Below are 23907 nucleotides of genomic sequence, written 5' to 3'. Positions count from 1 at the left end.
GCCCGCTTCGGATGAAGCGCGAAGACTTTCGGCGTCCGGCCGCGAGCGGACGTTCACGTTTGCGTCTCGCGGCCGTTAGCAGCTCGATAGAGCACTTTCCGGCAGCGTGAAGCTCGCGCCGCGACATACCGTCATTACATCGATGTCCGCATAAGACAAAATCTTGGCTTGACCCGTCAAATACAATCCGATCGCAAATCGCTATAATTATGGCTATTATAGCGAATGCGGCACTCTTGTCCGCCATGAATAGGAGCGTATACCGTGCACTATCCGACAAAACCATGGAAACTCCATATCCTGCACCACTCGCATACCGATATCGGGTATACGGACCGCCAAGAGAAGATCGAGCGGTATCACGTGAATTTCATCAAGCAGGCGATCGAGATCAGCGAAGCGGCGCATTCGGGCAAGCGTCCCGAGTGGAAAGGCTTCCGCTGGATCTGCGAAACGTTCTGGGCCGTCGAGCGTTTCCTGTTGTCGTCTGGCGGCGATTGGCTGGAGCGGTTCAAGCTGGCCGTTCTGCGCGGCGACATCGAGCTGACCGGCAATTATTTGAATTTCACGGAGCTACCGGACGAAGAGCTGCTGGCGGCATCCCTGCGCAGGGCGCAGCAGTACGCGAGCGAGTCGGGACTGTCGATCCGCTCCGCGATGACGGCCGATATCAACGGCTATGCCTGGGGCTATGCGCAAGGACTGCTGGATGCCGGCATCGAGAACCTGTTCTCCTGCGTGCACACGCATCACGGCATGTTCCCGCTCGGACGCAAGCAAATTCCGTTCTGGTGGGAAACGGCCGGCGGCGAGCGGCTGCTGGTCTGGAACGGCGACCACTATCATCTCGGCAACGAGCTCGGACTCGCCCCCAAAGCGATTCATTCCTACATGATCAGGGACGAGTTCGATACGCCTCCGATCATGGAGAACCACTTCGCGTTCGCCGAGACGCGGATCGGCCGGTACGTGCGCCAGCTGGAGGAGGAGCAGTACCCGTATGACTTCGCGCCGATCATGGTGTCGGGCCTGATCACGGACAATTCCCCTCCGAACACGGCGATCGTGGACTTCGTCAAGCAATGGAACGCGAAGCACGGCCATCGCATCGAGCTGGAGCTGACGACGCTGCAGGGCTTCTTCGATACGCTCCGGGCGTCGGACGCCGACATTCCCGTGCATCGCGGCGACTGGCCGGACTGGTGGTCGGACGGCGTGTCCTCGACGGCCTTGTCCACCCAGTTGTTCCGGGACGCCCAGCGGACGCTGCGTTCCGTTCGCGCGCTGGATGCGGCGAAGCGCGCCGATCACGGTTTGTTGGATGCGGCCGAATACAACCTGATGATGTACGCGGAGCATACTTGGGGGTATTCTTCCTCGATCGGCGAGCCGTGGCATCCCATGGTGCAAGCGCTCGAAGCGCGCAAAGCGCAATTCGCGGCGGAAGCGCATCGCTTGGTCTACTCGGCCTTGGACGACGTCCTCGAGAGCAGGGGAGAGGTCACCTTGTCCGCAGAGACGGACCTCAGCTATCTCGTCATTAACTCGCAGCCTAACCGGAAAACGGGACTTGCCGCCCTCCATATCCATTACTGGCAGCTGCCGGTCATCAGCCAAGGCTTCGAGGTGTTGAACGAAACGACCGGCGATTACGTCGCGCATCAGAAGCAAAAATCCGCCCGCGGCACGCTCGTCATCGTACCGTACGACCTGGAAGCGGGGAGCGAATCTCGCTACCGGATCATTCCCGCGCAAAGCGCGAAGGCCGCGGGCTCGACCTCGAGCTTCCTGTTGATCGGCGCCGACGGCGTTATCGATGCCGGCATGACGGAAGAAGCCGCGGAATATCCCGTGCAGGTGCGGGAAAATACGCTGACCTCTCCTTACGTGCGGATTCGCTGGCAGCCGGGCGAGGGAATCGTCTCCTGGCAGGATGCGGTCAGCGGCCGGGAGCTGCTGCGCGACGACCGCGATCACGGCGCGTTCACGCCGGTCTACGAAGTCACGCCGGTCGCCGACCGCCGCCAGACGACGGGCACGCGAACCCGCATGGGACGCAACCGCAAAGGCGAGGCCGTACGGCGCACGGCGGGCCGTTTGACCGCGGCCAACCGCGTGGAGCAAGGACCGCTGATGGCGACCGTCGAGCTGATCTTCGAGACGGACGGCATGGAGTTCTACTCGGTCTTCGTCACGGCGTACGCGCTGGAACCGAGAGTCGACGTCAAAGTCAGGATGCACAAGCAATCCGTGTGGGAGCCGGAGAACGTCTATCTCTCGCTGCCTTTCCGCACCGGTCTGCAGGGCGAGCAGCTATGGGCGGAGAAGACGGGCACGCTCTTCCGTCCCGCAGTCGATCAACTGCCGGGAACGGGCACCGATTTCTATTGCATTCAGGAAGGGACCGCGCTCTGGGCAGACGGCACCGGTATTGCCATCGGGATGCCGGATACGCCGCTGCTGCAGACGGGCGCACTCGCCTTCGGTTCCCGCAAGCTGATGGGCCATCCCGCGCTTGGGTACGAGAAACGGCTGTTGTACGCATGGGCGCTGAACAACTATTGGGAGACGAACTTCAAAGCCTCCGTCGGCGGCTTCTACGAATTTCGGTTCCCGGTGAGATGGGGCAGCTTCTCCGACCCGGCCGCGGCCATTCAAGCTTGCCGGCTCATGAATGCGGAGCCGAACGTCATTAAAGTCGCGGACCTGCCGCAGCCTTAGCAACAAGCGCGCACGAACGATCTTCATCATTGAACGCAGGACAGCCCGGCATGAATGCTCATGCCGGGCTGTCTTTTTGACGGTGAAGGATAAGATATGGCGTTATGGATTGCCATCATGCCGGATTGTCTTCGATCTGCCGATGTTCGCAGCTTCTAAGCCGAGAAGTCGTAGGCATCGAATCGCATCCCGTTGCGCAAGCTGGTCCAGATATCGCTGCTCTCGCCGCCCATGTACCAATACGCGGTTCCGGCCAGGGAATACGCATCGCCCAGTCTCGCTTTGAGGGTTAAGGACCGTCCGTCCTCCAGCCATATGCGATGCAGAGCGGACTTGTCGCCGTATTGCGCGACGTATTGACCGAGCCGTTCATCCCACTGCAGCGCCGGTTTCTTGGTCAGCACGAGGCTGTTCTGCCGCAGGAGATCGATCTCCGCAGATACGGCGCTGCCGTCGGCGCTTGTTTGCCAATCGCGCGTGTAGAGCGGCACGGCCAGGATGGTTTTGTCCGCGGGCACCTGCAGGAGCAGCGTGTTCAGCCCTTGCCGCAGCCATGGCAGCGAAGAGACCGAGCCCGCGACCGGATCGCCGCCCCAATGCTCGTCGTAGCCCATCAGGACGACGTAATCCGCGTTTTTGCCGAGGGCTTCGTAATCGAAGACTTCCGTCCAGTCCGAGCCGAGATCCGGAGAGACGTTCACGGACAGGACGGCCGGAACGGCCATCAGTTGTTGATGCAGGGCCGTTATGAACGCGGTGAAGCCGTCCCGGTCCTGGGGCATCACGTTCTCGAAATCGACGTTCAAGCCGTCGCTGCCGTACTTCCGAACGCGATCCGCCAATTGCTGCACGAAAGCCTGACGCCGGGCCTTGTCGGACAGCATCGCGTGCGTCGCGGCCTGGTCCGAGTGATTGCCGACCATCGCCCATACCTGCTTGCCCTGTCGATGCGCCCATGCGATCAAGGCGGCGTCCGTATGGTCTTCGATCGCGCCGGTCTTCCCGAGGTAGTACCACGGCGGGGACAAGGTATTCACGGTCGATTGCGCGACCTGCCGTTCGAACTGCGCCGTCGTCTGGGCATACTGCCAGCCGAGCTGGATCGTCTCGGGCGGCGATGACTGCATCTGATCGGACCATCCCGGATGCGTCCACGCCCGGTTCATGATGACGGCGGCGTCTTGCCGCGTGATCGAGGTCCCGGGACGGAAATTCCCGTTCTCGTCGCCGGCGATCAAGCCGAGGACGGACAGGCGCGCGACGGAAGGCTGCGCCCACGAAGCGATCCGATCCTGATCGAGATAGCGCGCATCCGGCAGGGCGACCGAGGCTGCCGCAGATTGCTTTAAGGCCCTGGCCAGGATGACGGCCGATTCTTCCCTGGTGACGGGGCGGTTAGGCTCGAACGTGCGGGGCGAAGTGCCCTCCACGAGTCCCAGCTGGATCGCCGGCTGCACCCACGCGTCGTACCAGGCTGCCTTGGGCACGTCGGCGAAGGGCGGAATCGCGCCGGATACCGGCTGAATGCCGAGCATGCGGCCGATCATCGTCATGAACTCCGCGCGGCTGATCGCTTTGTCCGGCTGGAAGAGGCGATCTCCCGTTCCGGTTATGAAATGAAGCTTCGTCATATTGACGATCGCTTCCGAGGCGTAATTGTCCCGTATATCGTCGTAAGGCAGCGCAGCCGAGGCCGCGGATGAAGCATGGGGATAAAACCCGATGGCCATTCCCATAATAAGCAGAAGTGAAACCGTCGTTCGTCGAAACGCTTCCTTGCGAATCATAGCCAGGTTCCCGCTTTCCGAATGTTTTTGCAAGCACGACTGATCCTATCGTAATCATTCGAAGCCGGATTACCTATCCTCAATTATTGGAAGCGGGATGTAAGCGTTGACGGAGAGATTCGACCGGAGCGAAAAATCGGACCGCGATCCGCGGATGCCGGTTTACAAGGCGATTGCGATTTGTTACCATTGACAGCATATCCAAACGCGATGACGAGAAGAGTAAGGGATGGCGCGCTTGCACAGGGAGCTCCGGCAGTTGAGAAGGAGCGAAGCGGCGATCCTCGAAACAAGCCTCCGAGCAGCGCGCCGGAACCTGATTGCAGTCGGGGGATGGCATGACGGGCGCTCCCGTTACAGGGCTAGAGTATCGCATTGTCCGCAATGCCGTACTCGAAGAGGTTAATATGGCGACATATTAATGAACCTGGGGTGGTACCGCGAAAATTTCGTCCCCAAGACCGGAGGTCTTGGAGGTGAGGTTTTTTTATTTGCGCGGATTTCCATTCAGCTTGTTCATAGGAGGCGTCGGCCATGGGGCATGAGAAGGATAGCCATAACCGTAAGCATCACGGGAACGGTAACGATCACGCTAGCGGAAACGAGAATAACAAATTCGAGAACGAGAACGAGAACGTTAACTATAAAGAACGCGGCTCCGACCATTTTCTGGCCAGGCTGATCGACGAGGAAGCGGCGTCGAATCCCTTCGATCGGGCGATGTGCACGCGTTTCCCGCCCGAACCGAACGGTTATCTGCATATCGGAAGCGCCTACGCGATCCATACGAATTATTCGCTGGCGGCCAGATACGACGGGACGTTTCATTTGCGCTTCGACGACACGAATCCGCTGAAGGAGGATGCGGCGTATGTCGACGCGATCCTCGAGGATATCAAGTGGCTCGGTTACGATCCCGGCGACCGCGTCTATTACGGGTCGGATTATTCCGACGCCATCTATCGGGCTGCCGTCGCGTTGATCGAGAAAGGCAAGGCTTACGTCTGCGACCTGACGCCGGAGGAAGTGACCGCATACCGGGGAACGTTGACGGAGCCCGGCAGGAACAGTCCTTATCGCGACCGGTCGGCCGAGGAGAACCTCTCGCTCTTCGAGCGGATGAAGAACGGCGAGTTCCCGGCGTCCTCCAAGGTCGTCCGCGCCAAGATCGATATGAGCTCGCCCAACATTAATCTGCGCGATCCGGTCCTCTACCGCATCATTTTCGCCGCGCATTACCGCACGGGCACGGAATGGTGCATCTATCCCCTGTATGATTTCGCCCATCCGATCCAGGACGCGATCGAGGGGATCACGTATTCCCTGTGTTCCAACGAATTCAAGGACCACCGGCCATTGTACGAATGGGTCTTGAACGAGCTGGATACGCAAGAGCCGCCGCGGCAAAGGGAATTCGGACGTCTGAACGTGACCGGCGTCGTGACGAGCAAACGGTTCCTGCGCCAGTTGGTCGAAGGCGGCTTCGTGGACGGGTGGGACGATCCCAGGCTGCCGACGCTGCGCGGCCTGCGCAGGAGAGGCTTTACGCCGGAGAGCATTCGCGGGTTCATGGAGCAGATCGGCAGCATCCGCGCCGAAAGCACGGTGGATATCTCGCTCCTCGAGCAGGGCCTCAGGCAGGAGCTGAAGGCATCGGCGGCGAGCATCATGGCGGTGCTTCGCCCGCTCAAGGTCGTCATCGTCAACTATCCGCCGGATGCTGCGGAATACTTGACGATCGAGAACAACGCGGAGAACGAAGCGCTCGGCACGCGGGACGTTCCGTTCTCCCGCACCGTCTATATCGAACGGGATGACTTTATGGAGCAGCCGGTCAAGGGCTTCCACCGGCTCGCTCCGGGCACTGAGGTCAGGCTGAAGGGCGCTTATTACATTCGCTGCGAGAAAGTAGTCAAGGATCCGGCGACAGGCGAGGTCGCAGAGCTTCGCTGCACGTACGATCCGCTTACGAAGAGCGGCACGGGGTTTGCCGGGCGCAAGGTGAAGGGGACGATTCATTGGGTCTCGGCGGAACATGCCGTCCGGGCCGAGGTTCGATTGTTCGACAAGCTGCTGCTGGACCGGCATCATCCGAAGGACGACGGCGGCGATTGGGCGAATGCGCTGAACCCGGATTCGCGGATTATCCTTGGCGATGCTTTGTTGGAGCCCTCCGCGCGAAATGCCCGCCCGGAGGAGCGCTTCCAATTGATCCGCCACGGGTATTTCTGCGTGGATAAGGTAAGCGGGCCCGGCGGCGGACTGATCCTCAACCGGATCGTGCCGTTGAAGGATTCGTGGAACAAGACATGATCGCCGCCGTCCGGTCGCGGCGCGAATCGTTGAATCTTTGCTGCAAGCCGCCGATTGCATTCGGCGGCTTTTTTGATGCGAACATTTGCGGAATTGTTGCCGCTCGACCGTTCGCGGCTCAACCGATGGTGAAGGCCTTTACTTACTTCAAGGTTACTGAGTAATCATTTTTTCAGTTCTTATCAGGCTCCGGCGCGCGCTGGTATACTGGAGACGAGACCATCATGGAGAGGGGACAAGCAGATGAAGCTATTGATTACCGGCGCGACCGGGAGCGTGGGCTCCGGGGCGGCCGAAGCGCTGCGCGCGACGCACGAGATCCGTTTGTCGGATATTACCGCGATGGATACGACGCTGCCGTTCTACCCGGCGGATGTCCGCGAGCCCGGCGCGTTGGACCAAGCCGCCGAAGGCGCGGATGTCATCGTCCATACGCCGGCGTGGCATGGGATCCATATGGGACAGCGCTCCGAGCGCGATTTTTACGAGCTCAATATTACGGGGACCTTCAACATGTTCCAGTCCGCGGTCAACAATCGGGTGCGCCGCGTGGTGTGGCTGTCGAGCATGTCGTTCTACGGTTCGGATTTCTATGCGTACACGAAGAAAATCGGCGAGCAGCTGTGCCGCTATTACCACGATCAGCATGGCATCGAGGTCATTCTTCTGCGTCCGGCGGATTTTACGCCTTATACGGACGCGCGCCACTATGGCGAAAGGCTGCTTCACGGCGGCGTCGACCGCCGGGACGTGATTCAAGCCGTGGCGTCCGCCGTCGTATGCCCGCAGGCATACGGGACGTATCATATCGTGCGGCATGACGCGTTCACCGAAGCGGACAAGCAGAGCTATGCGGCCGCTCCCGCCGACGCGTGGGAACGGCTGTACCCCGGCGCGAAGCGGCTCATCGAAGCTTATCGCTTAGAGCTGCCTGCCCGGCTCGAGACGATGGACTTATCGCGGGAACGCGCGGAGCTCGGGTATGAACCGCATTATCATTTCGGCACCTTCATCCAGGAATTCACGCAGGACGGAACGATCGTCGGGCGATAATAGCGCACCAAGCAAAGAGAGGAGCCAGGCAACCATGAGCAAGGAATCAAAGCTGGGCTTAGGCGGACATTCATTCATCGAGGAGCTCGGAAACGATCCCCATGCGTCGTTCGAAGAGCAGTGCGCGATCGTGGCCGCGTGTCTCGATACGGCATCGCCTTGATCGACACGACATACTATCAAGAACGCGTCGCGCTCGGGCATGTGCTGAAACGGCTCGGCCGGCGGGACGAAGCGCGGATCATGGCATGGAATTTCTTCAAGCAGCCCGGCCGGGAAAACGAGCTGGTCGACTATACGCCGTACGAGCCGCAGCATCTCGATCTCATGCTGGAAGAACTGCAGACGGACGCGATCGATCTCTTGGTGATCCACGCTCACGACGATACCGCGAAGCTCCGGGAAGAATTGGCGCTCGCGCAGGACTGGGTGCAGGCGGGCAAGGTCAAGCGGGTGGCGCTCGGCATGGCGCAGCTCGGGCATTTGCGGCAGCTGCCGGCCGTTCATCCGGTATCCGCGGTATTGGCACCGTACAATGCGTTCCATCCGGAAGCCAAGGAGATGTTCGAGACGGCGAGATCGCTGGGGATGGACGCGATCGCCTTGTCGCCGTTCGTCCGCGGATGGAAGCTGGATGAAATCGGAGCGGACAAGGACGCCGCCATCCTGCTCCGCTGGGTCGCCGCCGAGCCGCTGGTCGACCATGTCGTCGTTTCCATGCGCAAGGCGGAGTGGGTTCGCGCCAATCTGCGGGCCGTCGGCCAAGGGCCGCTGACCGAAGCGGAGGACGCGCAGCTGCGGAAATGGCTTGCGCCGCGTTAAGGCAGAATCCGGCCGAGGATAGCAGCATTGTGCGAGAGGGGCGTACAGCCCCTCTTTTTCTATGCCGGCGCATGGTCTTGCGCAGCGGTGCGTCAACTATTTCCGCCTAGGGGTAAACAGAACTAAGTTCGAATTCAAGACCGAGAGGAGTGGCGGATCGATGACAACGTTAAACGACGGGCAGCTGAGGGAACTGGACCGCATGCTTCGCGACGAGAAAAGGGAGCTGGAGGCTCATTTCGAGCGCGGGGACGCGGGAGGCGGCTTGGCGGAATCGGAAACGGCGGCGACCGGAGAGCTCTCCGCCTACGATAATCACCCCGGAGACTTGGGCACCGAGACGTTCGAGCGCGAACGGGACATGGCGATCGACGAGCGGCTGCGGCAACAGCTTGACGAGGTCGAGGCCGCGCTGGGCCGATTGGCGGACGGTACTTACGGCCGGTGCGAGACATGCGGCGAACCGATTCCGTTCGATCGGCTCCGGGCGATTCCGGCCGCCGCGCGCTGCGCCAAGCATGCCTCGGATACGATATCGGAAGAACGGCCGGTGGAGGAGCAGGTCATGACACCGCCGCCGGCCGGAGCCGGCGCGGGCAGACAGTCGCACGCCGGACGGTTCGATGACGCGGACGCTTGGAAGGCGCTTGCGGACTACGGGAACGCAAGCGGCACGGCGCGAACGGACGAGGACGTCTGAGCACGAGCCGAAGGCGCGGATAGAAGGCATGGATAAAGGGACCGATAGAAAAGGCGGCATCAAGGCGATGCCGCCTTTTCTATCGGCCCGGCGGGGGACCCGAGCCGTGTTTGACCAGCGGATCGCCGCTCATTTCGGCCTCCGGTTCAATCCGAAGCTTCGCTATGGTAAACTAGCTGTAACTATAATTAGCTTGGAGGCAGCGCAATGAGTAAACGCTATCGCATTACAAGAGAACTTAACGAAAACGGGGATCCGACAACCATCACGCTGGAGGAATGCATGCTTTATTTCGGGTCCAAGCCGGAATTCTCCTATACGCCCGTCTTTACCGTGACCGGATCGACGACCATGTCGATCGAAGGCGATTTCTTCATGTGGAGCCACGGGGACGCGAAGATCCCGTTCCGTCATTATCAGGGAGATATCTACGTATCCGGTACCAACGAAGCCGTCATTCCCAAGATGATGGAGGTGGCCGGCGATCTGGAGGCCGCGGTGACGGAAGGGTAATGACAAGGTGAATGGCTTGCAACGAAGGGCTGGCATCGGCAAACAATCAGGAGCACATCATGCGCAACGAGCGAAAGATCCAACCGTGCCCAACCGGCTCGTCATCGACGAATCCAAGGCGTATTTCAGCGGGCAAAAGTCGGCGGAGGATGTCGCGAAACTGATTCAGAACAAGATGACGACTTATCTTAACGAGTAGCCCGAACGTTGCGCGCGAATCACAATTGGATGGTCCGAACCGCCGTCAATTGGCGGGTGCGCTCTCGCGGCCGGTTCATTATAATGAAGCCGGGTGATGAGAATGACGGGGTTAATCGTGCTTGTCGTAATCGTGTTGTTAGCCGGCTTGGTGGGGACGATCATGATCGGGGAATCGAAGGACAACAAGAAGGAAAATCCGGGTTATTTCCAAAATACCGATCGAAAATGGCGCAGCTTAAGCGGGATTTACGTGATCGGTCTCCTCATAGCCGGCATTTGCTTGCTGGTATTCTTTAACCATTGATTCGCACGCAAACGCAACAGAACCGCGCAGCTTATGCAGCTGCGCGGTTCTTTGCGTTTACCGGGACGAGGGCTGGCCGCCGGCGGTCCTCGCCGTCGCTTCCCGCAGCGCATCCGCGAATCTCGCGATGCCCGGGCCGATGTCCTCCGCGCGCGGTCTCGCGTACGTGAACCGCACGAAGCCGGAATCCGAGCCGTATACGCCGCCGGGCACGAATACGACGCCCGCCCGGATCGCTTCCTCCAGCAGCTTGCCGTCATGCACCTCGCGAAGCAGCTTGCACCATAGGTGCAAGCCTCCGTCGGGAACGGCGAACGCGATCTGACCGGGGAGCTCCCGGCGCAACGCATCGATCAACAGGTCCCGTTTGAACTGGAGCTGCATCCGCAGCCGTTCGAGATGCGGCATGAAATAGGGCGATTGCATAAATTGCGCCACCACCTGCTGCGGGATTACGCTGAGGCCGAAGTCCATTTGCTGTCTCGCGTCCGCGAGCCGCTCCACGATCGCGTTCGGCGCGACCATCCATCCGATGCGCAGGCCGGAAGCCGCGATTTTCGAGAACGAGCCGATATACAGGACCGAGCCGTTCGCATCGAAGGATTTGAGGGGAGCCGGGACGTTCGGCTCGAACGAAGTCAAGCCGAACGGATCGTCCTCCACGATCGGCAGCCCCAGTTCGCTTGCGACTTCGAACAGTTGCTTGCGCCGCTCGGGGCTGAGCACGGTCCCGGTCGGGTTCTGATAATTCGGGTTCGTAAACACCATCTTGATGCGATGCTTCTTGTACAACGCGCGTATATCCTCCGGACGAATCCCGCGTTCGTCGACGGGCAGGCGGAACAGCCGAAGGCCCGCCGATTGAAACATCGGCAGCGAATAGCAGTAGGAAGGATCTTCGATCGCGACGGCATCGCCGGGGGACAACAAGCACTGCGTGATCAAAAATAACGATTGCTGGGATCCGGACGTCACGAGAATCGAAGATTCGGTCGTGCGGATGCCCCGATATTGCTCCAGGTAGGACACGAGCGCCTGCCTCAGCGGAATGTAGCCTTGCGGGTTGTCGTATCCCAGATAAGCGGTATAGCGATGCTCGTTCATCAGCGCGGCGATCTCCTCGGTCGGCGCCAGATCCGCCGAAAGCTCGCCGCTCGCGAAATCGATCAGCCCGGGATGCTGCGCGAGCGATTCGCGGATTTTGCGCATGAAAGGGACATTGGGCAGGAAACCGCCGCCTTCGGCGTACCGGCGCCAATTGGGCGTATGCTTGGGCGTGGCTCCCCATTTGGTCATGCTCACGCGGGTCCCGCTGCCCGTGCGGCTCTCGATGATGCCGAGCGCGCGAAGCTCCCCGAACGCCAGAATGACGGTGCTGCGATTGACGCCGAGCTGTTCCGCCAACCTGCGCTCGGAGGGGAGCTGGCTGCCCGGCGGGAATTCGCCGAAGGCGATCCGCTGCTCCAGATGATCGGCGATTTGTTCATACAGCGGCTTTTTGCTGTCTCGATCGGGCTTCCACATGTTAGGACGACCTCCGGCTTGTCGATAACGACGATTCGATTGTTATCATACCACTTTTTCCCCAGTGAACAGGCTTTGATTCCGCGTTAACCGTGACGATTCTTCGGCTTTTCCTTGCCTTGCAAGCAGAGGGACGCGCCGCACGGGGAGTCCCGAGCAGCAAGTGGAGGGTCCGATTTCATCCGTCATTGGATGGTTTCACGCTTTTGCTTATCTTCTATGATTGTCGTCAAGCAGATACGCAGCGCTTGGGTGACAAGGTCTTCAGATCGATGTGAAGCTTGCCCGCGCCGACCGGGTCCGGTGAACGAGCATCTGCATAGGAGGGAGTGGTGGAATGAAAGCGCAACGGATCAAAATCGCGGTCGTCCAAGCCGCGCCGATCCTGTTCGACAAGCAATCCGCGATGGACAGGATCGCAAGCCTATCGAAGGAGGCGGCCGCGCAAGGCTCGGACTTGATCGTGTTCCCGGAAGCTTTTCTCCCCGGGTATCCGCGCGGCTTGAGCTTCGGCGCTCGCGTCGGCAGCCGCACGGAAGACGGACGCAAGGATTGGGAGCGTTACTGGATGGGCGCCGTCGACGTGCCGGGTGCCGAGACGCTGCTGCTCGGCGAATTGGCCAAGGAGCTAGGGGTATACCTGGTCATCGGCGTCGTGGAACGCGACCAGGAATTCAGCGGAGGCACCTTGTATAACTCGCTCGTCTACTTCGGTCCGGACGGAGCGCTGCTGGGGAAGCATCGCAAGCTCGTCCCCACGGGCTCCGAGCGGCTCATATGGGGACAGGGCGACGGCAGCACGCTGACCGTGATCGATACCCCTTTCGGCCGAATCGGAGGGCTTATCTGCTGGGAGAATTACATGCCGCTCGCCCGTACGGCGATGTACGCGAAGGGCATCGACATCTACCTCGCGCCGACGGCGGACGCGCGGGATACTTGGCAGGCGACGATCCGGCATATCGCCTGCGAAGGCCGCTGCTTCGTCGTGTCCTGCAACCAGTTTGCGACCAAGGCTTCTTACCCCGCGGACTACGCTGCGCATGAGGATATTCGGGACGATCGCGAGATTCTTTGCCGAGGAGGCAGCGCCGTCGTCGGGCCGCTTGGCGAATACGTCGTGGAACCGCTATATGACCGGGAAGGAATCGTGCTCGCCGAGCTGGATCTTTCGCAAGTCGCGCAAAGCCGCTTCGATTTCGACGCGGTCGGCCATTACAGCCGGCCGGACGTTTTCCAGCTGGTCGTCAACGAGCGGAAGCAAGAGATCGTTCGTACGGCAAGCCGCGATCCGGTCGCCGGTTGACCGGCTTCCCGGGCAACGGCTATAATACTCGGCATAACCGACAAGGATGGTGCCGAATGCTATGATTACTGGAACGAAAGTCGAATTAAGGCCGGTATCGCTGGAAGACTTCAAGCGGACTTGCGAATGGCGCAACGATGAAGAAACCGCGAAGCACGAGGCGGGCACCGGCTTGTACCGCTTCAGCCATGTGCCCGTCGAACAGCTCGAGCATACGTATCAGGCGGCCGTTCTTCAGCTGGACAAACGGGAAGAGGGAAAATTCAGCATTTATTCGCGCGAGGAGCAGCCGAAGCATATCGGCATGATCGTATACCGGGAATTGAATATCGTCTCCCGTCGCTGCACGATCGGCATCGGCATCGGGGATAAGGCGTATTGGAGCAACGGATACGGCTCTGATGCGGTCAAGGCGCTCGTTCGTTATCTATTCGAGACCATGAATCTGAACCGCGTGCAGCTCGATACGTGGAGCGGGAATACGCGAGCCATCCGGGCGTACGAAAAATGCGGGTTCGTCGTCGAAGGACGCTTGCGCAGCGACGCCTACATCGACGGGACGTATTACGATACCGTGATCATGGGACTGTTAAAGGACGAGTTTACCTACTAAGGCCGCCTGGCGACAGGCGGCCTTTCGCTTCGGATTCCCGGCAGCGAACGCGCCGGCCCGCTACTTAAAGAGCTTCTGCAGGAACGGCACGGGAAACGAAGGCGGATCCACCTCCGACAAGCCGTACAGATCGCTCCAGTTCAGTACGACCAGAAACGGCAGGAGACCGATCGCGACGATGGCAAAGACAAGGCCGACGAGAAACAGGCGAATGGCTTTTCCGGCATGCAAGGCACTTCATCTCCTCAAGCTGGATTGTGCGGAACCTCATAGCATTATCTTATGCCGGCAGCATGCATTTCAGCAGCGGACTATGAAACTGCCGGAATCGGCCGCGTCAAATCTAGAAACAAGAGCTCCACGTTCGCGGTATAAAGCTGTCGGAAACGCTGTTGCTTGGCTATATAATTAATGTCATTAAGTATGTGTGCTTGTTGAATGCCGTACGGATGAAATGCGCGGCGAATTTCTGTTCAGGACCTATTGTACGAATCGCATCGGAGGTATATAATCAAATGTGCCCGGGCACATGAATAATGTAACCGCTGACATTGACCCTTTGTCCTAACCTTCACGCTCATGTATCGTAATCCCGATTTGTCTGGAGGGAGCAAATTGAACCGTTATTCAGCCGATGCATCTCTTCAAGACGGCATGACCGTAATCGTGTTGACGGATATTGCGAGTCGGTCCGAAGCGAAGCTGCTGCCGGAAGCCGGCAACAATCTCTTCGGGTTCGGCAGCGCGGGCCGCGAGGCGATCCGGACGCGGGTCGGCCTGCGGACGCTGCGCGATTCCGCCCGCACGAAGTACGGGACGCCGCTATTGTTTCCGCCGAACCGGATTCGGGACGGACAGTTTCGTTTCCGGGACCGGTCGTACGATTTTCCCATCAACGAACCTCCCGATCACCACCTGCACGGCGAGCTCAGCAATCGCGCATGGAAAGCGATGCAGTACGGCGCCTCGGAGGAAGACGGGGCTTGGGTGACCAGCCGGCTGCGCTATGGCGATCATCCGGATATTCTGGCTTATTTCCCGCACCCGCTGACGTTTACGGTGACGTATCGTCTCTTGGAAGGGAAACTGCACATGGAAAGCACGATCAAGAACGAGGGAGCCGATGAAGCCCCGTTCGCGTACGGGCTGCATCCTTATTTTTCGATTCCCTATGAAAGCGATCTCAATGTGGAGCTGCGACTGCCGGCCAAGGAAGAGTGGCCGATCACGAACCTCTCCTTCGCGACCGGAACGCCGGCGCCCACCGCGTTCAGCCGCGCTGTCGATGGCGGCGCCTTGCTGGGCGGCTACCCCAAGCTCGGCTGCTCGATGCTGTCGCTTGACCCGGAGGCAGAGCCGGTCTGCCGCATCGCCATGAACGATACCGGCTATACGATCGCGTACCGGGTGGACGAACAATTTCCGTTCGTGCTGCTGTTCCGCCCCGATTGGGACGATGCGTTCTCGATCGAGCCGTATACCTGCGTAACGGATGCGTTCAATTTGCCGTACGCGCATGCGCTTACGGGAGCGGGAGGCATTCTTCCCGGAGAGGAACGCGTTCTGCGAACGTCGCTCTGGATCGAACCGCATCACACTTAGCCGCAAGGGAGGATACATGGATGGCGCTTATCGATTTCGACGCAATCATTCGACCCGAGCTACCGAAGCGAATGGATTACCGGATCGGCTGCATCGGCTCGGGCTTCATCATGCGGGATTGCCACCTCGTCGCTTACCGCGATGCCGGGTTCAATCCGATCGCGATCGCGTCCCGCACGTACGAGAATGCCCAAGCCGCCGCCGAGCTCCGCGGTATCCCAAGGGTGCACCGCACCTGGCAGGAGCTGGTCCGGAATCCGGACATCGAGATTCTGGATATCGCGTTTCCGCCGGACCGTCAGCTGGAGGTCGTGCGCGAGGCCGTCAAGCAGCCGCATATTCGAGGCATCCTGTGCCAGAAGCCGCTCGCGATGAATACGCGCGAAGCCCGCGAGATCGTCGGACTGTGCGAGGCGGCGGGGATCAAGCTCGCGGTCAATTCCAATATGCGCTGCGACCAGTCCATTCGCGCGCTCAAAGCCGTTCTCGATCAAGGCTTGTTGGGACAGCCGGTGCTGGCGACCGTCGAGATGCGGGCGATTCCGCATTGGCAGCCGTTCCTCGAACGGTACGACCAGCTCGAGATTCTGAACATGGGCATCCATCATATCGATGCCTTCCGGTATCTGTTCGGCGACCCGGAGCGAATCACGGCGGTCGCGAGACGAGATCCGCGCACGGCGTTTCCGCACATCGACGGCATCGCGCAGTATACCTTTCAATACGCCGGCGAGCTGATGGCGACGAGCTTGGACGACGTCTGGGCATGGCCGGGCGAAGGCACGGAGAAGGACATCTACATCAAATGGCGCGTCGAAGGGCTGGACGGCATGGCCGCAGGAACGATCGGATGGCCGCTGTATCCGGAGAGATCCCCGAGCACCCTGGCGCTGACGACGAGACAAGCGCCGAACGAATGGATTCGTCCGAAGTGGGATCAGGCGTGGTTCCCGGACGCGTTCCAGGGCACGATGGCGCAACTGCTGCGCGCCGTCGAGACGGGCGGCGAGCCGGAGATCGGCGGGCGCGATAATTTGCGGACGATGGCCGCGGTCGACGCCTGCTACAAGTCGATCGCCGAAGGCAGAACGGTACGATTCGCGGAAGTATTCAACGAAAACTAACTCGTGGGAGGTATGTTTCATGCTTTCAGTCGGTATTTTCAATGCGTACTATCCGTATTCGCTGCAGGAATCCATCGCCCGGATCAAGAAGGACGGCTTTTCCTGCGTGCAGTTGGACCTGGCCTTCAAGGACATGGATCTAACCTTGGCATCGCTGACCAAGGAGAAATGCAATCGCATACGAGACGCGTTCCGCGAAGCCAATCTGCCGATCGTCTGCATCTCCGGCTACACGAATCTCATCCATCCGGATCCGGCCAAGCGCAGCCGGAACGTGAACGGCGTGAAGAAGATTTTGGAGTTTGCCCGCGACTTGGGCAGTCCTTACGTGGTGAGCGAGACGGGGACGTTCAATGCCGAGAGCGACTGGGTATGGGATCCCAAGAACGGTACCGAGGAAGCCTACGAGGAAGTCTGCAAGCAAATCGAAGCCTTGGCCAAATACGCCTATGACAACGGATCGGCGTTCCTGGTCGAGAACTACGTGAACAACGTGATCGGTTCCGTGGATCAGGTGGCGCGGCTGTTCGCGGACGTGAACCATCCCGGACTCGGCCTGCTGATGGATCCGACGAATTATTTCACGGATGCCAATATCGATCATGTCGACGAGACGCTGCACCGCGTCTTCAACGCGCTCGGCGACCGCGTCGTCATCGCCCACGCCAAGGATTGCAAGCGGGCGGAAGAGACCGCCGAGAAGCACGCCGACATCGACGCCTCCGAGTCGCATACGTTCCGGGGGGCGGGCGCCGTGGAGCTGCCGGCTCCGGGACTTGGCGATTTGAATTACGACCTGTACTTGAAGCGCCTGTCCAAGCTGCATCCGAACATTCCGATCATCATCGAGCACCTGGACGAAGCGGACATTCCGCGCGCGAAAGCGTTCCTGGACCGGAAGCTCGCGCAAGCCGGCGCGTAGAACGGGCTCGACAGCTTCAACGATCGGCGGCGGGGGCTGCGGCACGAGACTCTTGTGAGCGGGAACGAATCGCTCTATAATGATTGTGTGCCCGAGCACATTCAGAATATAGGAGCGGATTATGACAGTTACCATCAGGGAAATCGCAAAACAGGCAGGCGTCTCGAGAGGCACGGTCGACCGGGTGCTGAACGACAGGCCCGGCGTGAAACCGGATGTCCGGGATCGCATCCTCGCTATTATCCAGGAATTGAATTACGTGCCGAACATCGCGGCCAAAGCGCTCGCCTACCAGAAGAAACCCGTCGTCTTCGGAATCGTCATGCCGCCGAAGGACATCCTGTTCTTCGAAGCGATCCGGGGCGGGATCGGCAGCGCCGCGGCCGAGCTCAAGGACCTCGGCGTTCGCCTCGAATACCGGTACGTGGACAACAAGCGCCCGGACGAAGGAGCAGCCGCCATCCGCGAGCTGGTGGAGGAAGGCGTCAGCGGCATTCTATTCTCCGTCATGGACGACGAGCTGATCCGGGCGAGCATCGATTACGCCGCCGAGCTGAACGTGCCGGTCGTGACGTTTAATTCGGACGTGGAAGGCAGCCGGCGCCTGTGCTTCGTCGGCCAGGATCTGCGGAAGAGCGGAGCGGTGGCCGCCGGTCTGATGAACCGCGTGCTGCAGGCGGACGCCCAAGTCGCCATCGTCACGGGCAACATGAAGTTCCATGCCCATCGTTCGCGCGTCGAGGGGTTCAAGCAAGGACTGGCGGCGCAGGGCAGCCGGCTCGAAGCGCTGCAGGTGATCGAAGGCTTCGATCGCTATGCGGATACGTTCGAGCAATTGGACCTTATGCTTCGCGAGCATGCGGAGCTCGGCGGAATCTACATGGCGACGGGCGATATCGACGCCTGCGTCGACGTGATCAAGCGCCACGGGAAGGAAGGACGGATCCGGGTCGTGTGCAACGATTTGCTTCCTTCCACGGAACAAGGCCTGCGCGATCGGATCATCGATTTCACGATCGTCCAGAATCCGGAGCGCCAAGGCTACTTATCGTTGCGGCTGTTGTACGATCGCGTATTCGCGGGCAAGCAGCCCGAGACGGAGCATTTTTATACGGAAACGCACATTTATATTCCCGAGAGCCTGTAGGGCTTTCTTTTTTGGACTTGTCCGTGCCCGGGCACAGGGAGACATCGACGAGGAGGGGATCAGAATGGCAGTCGTGGTTCAGCGAAGGGACTATAGTTTGAGGGGCATCGAGAGCAAGCGGGCGGACGAGAAGGGGCTGGCCTCCGCCGATTGGCATGCGACGCCCATTCCGCGCGCCAAGATGAAGGAACTGATGAAACGGAAGGACGGCCCGGCGATTCGGGATACGCTGATTTGGTTCGGCGGGCTCGTTCTTCTGGGGTTCGTGGCCTATCAAGCCTGGGGGACCTGGTGGGCGGTTCCGGCGTTCTTCCTCTACGGGCTGCTCTACGCGACGCCCGGCGATTCCAGGTGGCATGAATGCGGACACGGCACGGCCTTCAAGACGCCTTGGATGAACGATGCCGTGTACCATGTCGCTTCGTTCTTCGTGCTGCGCTCCGCCACGCCTTGGCGCTGGAGCCATTCCCGCCATCATACCGATACCATTATCGTCGGCCGGGATCCGGAGATCATTACCGCGAGACCGCCGATCTGGAAAATTCTCTACATGCAGCTGTTCCATCTCTACGGCGGCCCGATCGAGATCAAGCGTTTCGTCCTGCACGCGTTCGGCAAGCTGGAGGAGCAGGAGAAGGATTACATTCCCCCTTCCGAATATCCGAAAGTGTTCCGCGAAGCGCGCATATACATGCTGGTCTTCCTGGCCGTCCTGGCAGCCTGCTTGGTCACGGGCAGCATCCTGCCGGCGATGTTCGTCATCCTCCCGTCCTTCTACGGCGGACTGCTGGTGCTTCTCTTCGGCATTACGCAGCACCTGGGGCTGTACGAGGACGTGCTGGACCACCGGCTGAACACGCGGACGATCTATATGAATCCGGTATTCCGTTTCCTGTATTGGAACATGAACTACCACACCGAGCACCATATGTTCCCGATGGTTCCGTTCCATGCCTTGCCGAAGCTGCACGAGGAGATGAAGAGCGATTGCCCCGAAGCGCGTCCCGGCCTATGGGCGGCGTTGCGCGAAGTCGTTACCGCGCTTCGCAAGCAAAAGCGGGATCCGGCCTACGTCGTCGTGAAGCCGCTGCCGCCAACGGCGATTCCTTATCGTTACGGACCGGCATCCGGTCAGAACCTGCAATCAAGGAGTGAAGCCTAATGACGAACGGCGAATGGGTGGAGGTATGCGAGGTCGGAGAGATCGAAGCCGAGGACGTCATCCGATTCGATCAGGCGGAGCGGTCCTTCGCGGTGTACCGCACGGATAAAGGGGATTATTACGCGACGGACGGCTTCTGCACGCACGGTAAGTTTCATTTGGCGGACGGTCTCGTCATGGGCAAGGTGATCGAATGCCCGAAGCATAACGGGAGATTCGATATCCCGAGCGGCGCCGCGGTGCGCGTGCCGGCCTGCAAGGATCTTCAGACTTATCCGGTCAAGATCGAAGCGAACAAGGTCCTGATTCTGATATAATCGGCTTGTCATCCTTACTGCCAAATCACCGCATTGCCATCGAAACAACTACCGATACGAGGTGAATCGTCATGCCGGTCATTCGCGCCGACAATCAGGAGCACTACCCGGAGTGGAGCGAGCTTAACCACTACGGCATCAATCATTTGAAGGCCGGGCAAGAGGTGCCTTTGCATTATCACGACTGCAACGAGTACTGGATCATCGTGAGCGGCAGGGGTATCTGCACGACGGAGGGAGACGCGTACGAGATCGGACCCGGGGATATCGTGCTGACGAAGCGGGGAGACGAGCATTCGCTCGTCGTGACCGAAGAGATGACGGCGGTGTACATGTACGGCGTGCTGCCGCCGGGAGGATCGATCGGATACCGCTATCGCTGATCGCATATGCGTCGGACTCGCACCAGATGCGAACGGGAGGAAGGGGAGACGAGCTTGAAATTAAAACTGATCCAAGTCGGCCTTGGCGCTCACGGCAGCGGGGTGGGCCGGGAATTCGTCCTGCAGTCGCCCGATTTTGCCTATGCGGGCTTGGTGGACATCGCGCCGCAGGCGCTGTCGGCATTCTCCGAGCAGAACGGGCTTTCCCGGGACATGTCGTATACGGATTACCGCGAAGCTTTCCGGCAAACGGACGCCGACGCCGTTCTGATCGTCGCCGCGTCTCCGTTCCACTACGAGATTTGCAAATCGGCTTTGGAAAACAACCTGCACGTGCTCGTGGAGAAGCCCTTCGTCCTCGACTTGGACGAGGCGGAGGAAATGGTCCGGATGGCGGCCGAGCGCGGGCTGCAGATCATGGTGAACCAGAATTACCGCCACCTCTCGACGGTGTTGACGCTCAAGCAAGCGTTGCGGCAAGGTCCGGTCGGCAAACCGCTGTTCATCAGCGCGCAATTCTTCTGCGATCATGACGGCAAGCCGTATCAGCGCGAAATGACCGACTATATCCTGTTGGAAATGAGCGTCCACCATATCGATATGATTCGTTTCCTGCTCGATTGCGATATCGTAAGCGTGCTCGGCAGCACCTGGAATCATCCGGGCAGCGGCTATCGGGGCGACCCCAGCGTCAATGCCCGCTATCGCACGGAAGCCGGCGTTCCGGTCAGTTATGTCGCCAGCTTGATCGCCAAGGGCGCGCGGATGCCTTGGGAAGGGGTTTGGCGCATCCAATGCGAAGCGGGGGCCGTCCTCTTGGATGATGCCGGCGATGGTTACGGCGTATATGTCGTCGATGCGAACCATACGGTGACGAAGCAGCCTCTTCTCGTGCCCGAACGCGAGAGCATCCACGGCACGCTCGGGGAATTCGCGCTGGCGATCAGGGAGCAACGGGAGCCGGGCTCGTCGGGACGCGATAACACGAGAACGCTCGCCGCGCTGCTGGCTACCGGCCGATCGTCACGGGAAGGCAAGGAAATTCGGATCTAGGCATGCCGGCGCAGTCGGCAATCGGAGAAAAGCTTGAGCGATCAAGCTTTTTTGCTGTCCGGTTTTCCGCGCGAAACGAACGGACAGGTCTTGCTCCTCTTCCCGAGGGCCGATGTTTCTTTCGGCGGAACGCACCGAAAATCGCGCGTCGCTGCGAATGACTATGAGAATGAACGCAAATCTAAATGAACGCAGATCGATAGGAAGCGCATGGGGGCAATCGCATGAAACCAGTCAACAAAGAAAAAGCTCCGAAAGGGAAGCGGCGGACGAAGGCCATCGTCATCGTCGTGCTGGCGGGTGCGCTGTTCGCCGGCGCGGGCTGGGCGGTCTTCGGCATGCTGGTCGCGAAGCAGGATATCTCCCTGCTGGAGAAGCCGCTGCCGGCGCCGACGATCATTTATGATCGGGACGGGAAGGAAGCGACCCGAATATCGCAAAACACGTCCGAACCCGCGAGCTACGACAGCTTGCCGAAGCAGCTGGTCGACGCGGTCGTCGCCGTGGAGGATAAACGGTTCTTCGAGCATGGCGGAACGGACGCTTGGGGGATCGGACGCGCGTTTGCGACCAATCTGTTAAGCGGGAAGACGGTACAGGGCGGGAGCACGATTACGCAGCAGCTCGCCAAGAACGTCTTCTTGTCGCAGGAACGGACATGGACGCGCAAATGGAAGGAAGTTCTGCTGGCCCAGAAGATCGAGCAGCAGTACGATAAGCCGCACATCATGGCGATGTACCTCAACCAGATTTATTTCGGCGAAGGAGCTTGGGGCATCGAACGGGCGGCCGAGGTCTATTTCGGCAAAAAAGCCGAACGGCTCACGCTGTCGGAGTCGGCCTTGCTGGCGGGCATCATCAAGGCGCCGTCCGCGCTTTCGCCCCGCAAGCATTTGACCGAGGCCAAGGAACGCCGCGGCGTCGTGCTGCAGCTGATGCGGGACCAAGGCATGATCAGCGCTGCCGAGTATGATTCGGCGAACCGCGCACCGATCGTGCTCGGCGGTTCCGAGCCGAGCGCCAATGAAGCCATGAAATATCCGTATTACGTGGATGCGATCATTCGCGAAGCGGCGGCCCAGTACGGGCTGACCGAAAATGAAGTGCTGCATGGCGGGCTTCGCATCTACGCGGCATTGGATACGGACATGCAGCAGGCGGCCGAACGCGTGTATGCGCAGGCCGACGTATTTCCATCCAGCGCATCGGATCAGCTCATCCAGAGCGGCGCCGTTCTCGTCGATCCGCGCGACGGCGGGATCCGGGCGCTTGTGGGCGGACGGGGCGATCAGCCTTTCCGCGGGTTTAACCGTGCCGTGCAGTTGAAGCGCCAGCCCGGATCCACGATGAAGCCGATCTCGGTGTACGCGCCGGCCTTCGAACGAGGATACGGTCCCGACGACAAGCTGCTCGACGAGCCGGTGGATTTCGGCGGCTACCAGCCGCAGAATGCCGGCGGGGGCTACCACGGCGAAGTGTCGATCCACGACGCGATCGTCAACTCTTACAATATTCCGGCCGTGCGATTGCTGAACGAGATCGGCATCGATGCCGGCATGGATTCGTCCGCCCGGTTCGGCATCTCGCTAACGGATGCGGACCGCACGCTCGCCTTGGCGCTCGGCGGCCTGCAGGAAGGCGTGTCGCCGCTCGATATGGCCGAGGCGTTCGGCGCGTTCGCGAACGATGGGACGCGCATGCCGGCGCATGCGATCAGCCGCATCGAATCCGCCGACGGCGAGCTGCTGGCGGAAGCGCCGAAGAATGCCGGCATACGGACGACGGAAGCGTCGGTAGCCCGAACGATGACGTCCGTGCTCGAAGACGTCGTGCGGGACGGAACGGGGGAGGCCGCCGCGCTGGGGGATCGCTCGCTCGCCGGCAAGACGGGAACGACCCAGATGCCGGGCACCGGGGGCGAGGGGATCAAGGACAATTGGTTCGTCGGCTATACGCCGCAGCTCGTCGGAGCCGTGTGGCTCGGGTACGATCATACGGACGCCAGCCATTATTTGACGACGACGTCGAAGGCGGCGGCGGCCGTCTTCCGGGAGCTGATGGGCAAGGCGCTCGAAGGGGAGCCGGTGCTGGACTTTCCGAAAGCGCCGGGCATCCCGGCCAAACACGAGCGCCCGTCGGACGACGGCACGAACGAGGAACCTAAACCGCCGCCGCCCGGGAAGAATCATGAGGATAAACCCGGCAAGAATCACGATAAGCCGAATAAGCCGCCCGCGGACGGCGGTCCCGGCAAGCATGGCAAGCCTCATCCGCCCGGGCATCACGGTCCCGGCAAGCCGGGCGGCAACGATAACGACGACGGCGACGAGTAAGAGAATC

The 23907-nt window shown here is 60.3% G+C and carries 24 protein-coding genes; 21 read left to right on the top strand and 3 right to left on the bottom strand.

The window, feature by feature from the left end; genetic code table 11:
- Positions 1 to 264 precede the first annotated feature (264 nt).
- On the top strand, positions 265 to 2721 hold the full coding sequence (locus tag AC50YL_RS09550; RefSeq protein ID WP_494831395.1) for a glycoside hydrolase family 38 N-terminal domain-containing protein: 2457 nt from the start codon (positions 265 to 267) through the stop codon (positions 2719 to 2721).
- A gap of 155 nt (positions 2722 to 2876) precedes the next feature.
- On the opposite strand, the gene AC50YL_RS09545 is transcribed toward AC50YL_RS09550, so the two are convergent.
- Entirely contained in the window at positions 2877 to 4541 is a 1665-nt protein-coding gene (locus tag AC50YL_RS09545; RefSeq protein ID WP_494831393.1) for an S-layer homology domain-containing protein, read from the bottom strand.
- A 501-nt stretch (positions 4542 to 5042) separates the two neighbouring features.
- Here AC50YL_RS09545 and AC50YL_RS09540 point away from each other — a divergent pair.
- The 9 genes from AC50YL_RS09540 to AC50YL_RS09500 all read left to right on the top strand — a co-directional run bounded on the left by AC50YL_RS09540 (position 5043) and on the right by AC50YL_RS09500 (position 10414).
- The gene (locus AC50YL_RS09540) at positions 5043 to 6821 is read left to right on the top strand and encodes a glutamine--tRNA ligase/YqeY domain fusion protein (RefSeq protein ID WP_494831391.1); all 1779 of its coding nucleotides are present in this window, start codon (positions 5043 to 5045) and stop codon (positions 6819 to 6821) included.
- A complete protein-coding gene (locus AC50YL_RS09535) occupies positions 6818 to 6985 on the top strand; it encodes a hypothetical protein (protein WP_494831389.1) in 168 nt (55 codons plus the stop codon). The genes AC50YL_RS09540 and AC50YL_RS09535 overlap by 4 nt, the downstream gene beginning before the upstream one ends.
- 79 nt (positions 6986 to 7064) lie before the next feature.
- Positions 7065 to 7874, top strand: a complete 810-nt coding sequence (locus tag AC50YL_RS09530) for an NAD-dependent epimerase/dehydratase family protein (protein ID WP_494831387.1) — start codon at positions 7065 to 7067, stop codon at positions 7872 to 7874.
- 34 nt (positions 7875 to 7908) lie between these two features.
- The gene (locus AC50YL_RS09525) at positions 7909 to 8037 is read left to right on the top strand and encodes a hypothetical protein (protein WP_494831385.1); all 129 of its coding nucleotides are present in this window, start codon (positions 7909 to 7911) and stop codon (positions 8035 to 8037) included.
- A complete protein-coding gene (locus AC50YL_RS09520) occupies positions 8013 to 8696 on the top strand; it encodes an aldo/keto reductase (protein WP_494831383.1) in 684 nt (227 codons plus the stop codon). Before AC50YL_RS09525 ends, AC50YL_RS09520 begins: the two co-directional genes overlap by 25 nt.
- Positions 8697 to 8856: 160 nt before the next feature.
- A complete protein-coding gene (locus tag AC50YL_RS09515; protein ID WP_494831381.1) occupies positions 8857 to 9396 on the top strand; it encodes a TraR/DksA C4-type zinc finger protein in 540 nt (179 codons plus the stop codon).
- Positions 9397 to 9603: 207 nt separating this feature from the next.
- Positions 9604 to 9909 (top strand): hypothetical protein, encoded by a 306-nt coding sequence (locus AC50YL_RS09510; protein ID WP_494831379.1) that lies wholly within the window; start codon positions 9604 to 9606, stop codon positions 9907 to 9909.
- Between the two features lie 7 nt (positions 9910 to 9916).
- Positions 9917 to 10108, top strand: coding sequence for a hypothetical protein (locus AC50YL_RS09505; protein WP_494831377.1), 192 nt, complete (start codon positions 9917 to 9919; stop codon positions 10106 to 10108).
- A 102-nt stretch (positions 10109 to 10210) separates the two neighbouring features.
- Positions 10211 to 10414 (top strand): hypothetical protein, encoded by a 204-nt coding sequence (locus AC50YL_RS09500; RefSeq protein WP_494831375.1) that lies wholly within the window; start codon positions 10211 to 10213, stop codon positions 10412 to 10414.
- 57 nt (positions 10415 to 10471) lie between these two features.
- On the opposite strand, the gene pdxR is transcribed toward AC50YL_RS09500, so the two are convergent.
- Positions 10472 to 11938: a MocR-like pyridoxine biosynthesis transcription factor PdxR gene (pdxR, locus tag AC50YL_RS09495; RefSeq protein WP_494831373.1), complete on the bottom strand. Its 1467-nt coding sequence runs from the start codon at positions 11936 to 11938 to the stop codon at positions 10472 to 10474.
- A gap of 337 nt (positions 11939 to 12275) precedes the next feature.
- Here pdxR and AC50YL_RS09490 point away from each other — a divergent pair, with 337 nt between their 5' ends.
- Together AC50YL_RS09490 and AC50YL_RS09485 are read left to right on the top strand one after the other, a co-directional pair.
- Positions 12276 to 13244 carry a carbon-nitrogen hydrolase family protein gene (locus AC50YL_RS09490; RefSeq protein WP_494831371.1) on the top strand — a complete coding sequence of 323 codons (969 nt, stop codon included), beginning with the start codon at positions 12276 to 12278 and terminating at the stop codon, positions 13242 to 13244.
- 61 nt (positions 13245 to 13305) lie between these two features.
- Positions 13306 to 13857, top strand: a complete 552-nt coding sequence (locus AC50YL_RS09485) for a GNAT family N-acetyltransferase (protein ID WP_494831369.1) — start codon at positions 13306 to 13308, stop codon at positions 13855 to 13857.
- A 60-nt stretch (positions 13858 to 13917) separates the two neighbouring features.
- Here AC50YL_RS09485 and AC50YL_RS09480 read toward each other — a convergent pair whose 3' ends face one another.
- Positions 13918 to 14088: a hypothetical protein gene (locus AC50YL_RS09480; protein ID WP_494831367.1), complete on the bottom strand. Its 171-nt coding sequence runs from the start codon at positions 14086 to 14088 to the stop codon at positions 13918 to 13920.
- Between the two features lie 384 nt (positions 14089 to 14472).
- Between AC50YL_RS09480 and AC50YL_RS09475 the strand changes: the two genes are divergently transcribed.
- From AC50YL_RS09475 to AC50YL_RS09435, 9 genes are all read left to right on the top strand, one after another.
- The gene (locus AC50YL_RS09475; RefSeq protein ID WP_494831365.1) at positions 14473 to 15459 is read left to right on the top strand and encodes an aldose 1-epimerase; all 987 of its coding nucleotides are present in this window, start codon (positions 14473 to 14475) and stop codon (positions 15457 to 15459) included.
- Positions 15460 to 15479: 20 nt separating this feature from the next.
- On the top strand, positions 15480 to 16583 hold the full coding sequence (locus AC50YL_RS09470) for a Gfo/Idh/MocA family protein (protein ID WP_494831363.1): 1104 nt from the start codon (positions 15480 to 15482) through the stop codon (positions 16581 to 16583).
- A 19-nt stretch (positions 16584 to 16602) separates the two neighbouring features.
- Positions 16603 to 17505 carry a sugar phosphate isomerase/epimerase family protein gene (locus tag AC50YL_RS09465; protein ID WP_494831361.1) on the top strand — a complete coding sequence of 301 codons (903 nt, stop codon included), beginning with the start codon at positions 16603 to 16605 and terminating at the stop codon, positions 17503 to 17505.
- Positions 17506 to 17626: 121 nt separating this feature from the next.
- Positions 17627 to 18652, top strand: a complete 1026-nt coding sequence (locus AC50YL_RS09460) for a LacI family DNA-binding transcriptional regulator (protein ID WP_494831359.1) — start codon at positions 17627 to 17629, stop codon at positions 18650 to 18652.
- A gap of 64 nt (positions 18653 to 18716) precedes the next feature.
- Positions 18717 to 19814 carry a fatty acid desaturase family protein gene (locus tag AC50YL_RS09455; protein WP_494831357.1) on the top strand — a complete coding sequence of 366 codons (1098 nt, stop codon included), beginning with the start codon at positions 18717 to 18719 and terminating at the stop codon, positions 19812 to 19814.
- Complete coding sequence (locus tag AC50YL_RS09450; RefSeq protein ID WP_494831355.1) at positions 19814 to 20131, top strand: MocE family 2Fe-2S type ferredoxin; 318 nt, start codon at positions 19814 to 19816, stop codon at positions 20129 to 20131. Before AC50YL_RS09455 ends, AC50YL_RS09450 begins: the two co-directional genes overlap by 1 nt.
- A 71-nt stretch (positions 20132 to 20202) precedes the next feature.
- Positions 20203 to 20514: a cupin domain-containing protein gene (locus AC50YL_RS09445; protein ID WP_494831353.1), complete on the top strand. Its 312-nt coding sequence runs from the start codon at positions 20203 to 20205 to the stop codon at positions 20512 to 20514.
- A 54-nt stretch (positions 20515 to 20568) separates the two neighbouring features.
- The gene (locus tag AC50YL_RS09440; protein ID WP_494831351.1) at positions 20569 to 21567 is read left to right on the top strand and encodes a Gfo/Idh/MocA family protein; all 999 of its coding nucleotides are present in this window, start codon (positions 20569 to 20571) and stop codon (positions 21565 to 21567) included.
- Between the two features lie 224 nt (positions 21568 to 21791).
- Positions 21792 to 23900 (top strand): transglycosylase domain-containing protein, encoded by a 2109-nt coding sequence (locus AC50YL_RS09435; RefSeq protein WP_494831349.1) that lies wholly within the window; start codon positions 21792 to 21794, stop codon positions 23898 to 23900.
- The last annotated feature ends 7 nt before the right edge of the window (positions 23901 to 23907 follow it).

The sequence above is a fragment of the Paenibacillus sp. J22P277 genome, from assembly GCF_059383675.1.
Note: the sequence above shows the minus strand (reverse complement) of the source record. Positions and strands in the feature narration are given on the sequence as shown.

Excerpts from the sequence above, each read along its gene's own strand:
- AC50YL_RS09540 (WP_494831391.1), top strand. The coding sequence starts at position 5,043 with ATGGGGCATGAGAAGGATAGCCATAACCGTAAGCATCACGGGAACGGT.
- AC50YL_RS09535 (WP_494831389.1), top strand. The coding sequence starts at position 6,818 with ATGATCGCCGCCGTCCGGTCGCGGCGCGAATCGTTGAATCTTTGCTGC.
- AC50YL_RS09530 (WP_494831387.1), top strand. The coding sequence starts at position 7,065 with ATGAAGCTATTGATTACCGGCGCGACCGGGAGCGTGGGCTCCGGGGCG.
- AC50YL_RS09525 (WP_494831385.1), top strand. The coding sequence starts at position 7,909 with ATGAGCAAGGAATCAAAGCTGGGCTTAGGCGGACATTCATTCATCGAG.
- AC50YL_RS09515 (WP_494831381.1), top strand. The coding sequence starts at position 8,857 with ATGACAACGTTAAACGACGGGCAGCTGAGGGAACTGGACCGCATGCTT.
- AC50YL_RS09510 (WP_494831379.1), top strand. The coding sequence starts at position 9,604 with ATGAGTAAACGCTATCGCATTACAAGAGAACTTAACGAAAACGGGGAT.
- AC50YL_RS09500 (WP_494831375.1), top strand. The coding sequence starts at position 10,211 with ATGACGGGGTTAATCGTGCTTGTCGTAATCGTGTTGTTAGCCGGCTTG.
- pdxR (WP_494831373.1), bottom strand. The coding sequence starts at position 11,938 with ATGTGGAAGCCCGATCGAGACAGCAAAAAGCCGCTGTATGAACAAATC.
- AC50YL_RS09490 (WP_494831371.1), top strand. The coding sequence starts at position 12,276 with ATGAAAGCGCAACGGATCAAAATCGCGGTCGTCCAAGCCGCGCCGATC.
- AC50YL_RS09485 (WP_494831369.1), top strand. The coding sequence starts at position 13,306 with ATGATTACTGGAACGAAAGTCGAATTAAGGCCGGTATCGCTGGAAGAC.
- AC50YL_RS09470 (WP_494831363.1), top strand. The coding sequence starts at position 15,480 with ATGGCGCTTATCGATTTCGACGCAATCATTCGACCCGAGCTACCGAAG.
- AC50YL_RS09465 (WP_494831361.1), top strand. The coding sequence starts at position 16,603 with ATGCTTTCAGTCGGTATTTTCAATGCGTACTATCCGTATTCGCTGCAG.
- AC50YL_RS09460 (WP_494831359.1), top strand. The coding sequence starts at position 17,627 with ATGACAGTTACCATCAGGGAAATCGCAAAACAGGCAGGCGTCTCGAGA.
- AC50YL_RS09455 (WP_494831357.1), top strand. The coding sequence starts at position 18,717 with ATGGCAGTCGTGGTTCAGCGAAGGGACTATAGTTTGAGGGGCATCGAG.
- AC50YL_RS09450 (WP_494831355.1), top strand. The coding sequence starts at position 19,814 with ATGACGAACGGCGAATGGGTGGAGGTATGCGAGGTCGGAGAGATCGAA.
- AC50YL_RS09445 (WP_494831353.1), top strand. The coding sequence starts at position 20,203 with ATGCCGGTCATTCGCGCCGACAATCAGGAGCACTACCCGGAGTGGAGC.
- AC50YL_RS09435 (WP_494831349.1), top strand. The coding sequence starts at position 21,792 with ATGAAACCAGTCAACAAAGAAAAAGCTCCGAAAGGGAAGCGGCGGACG.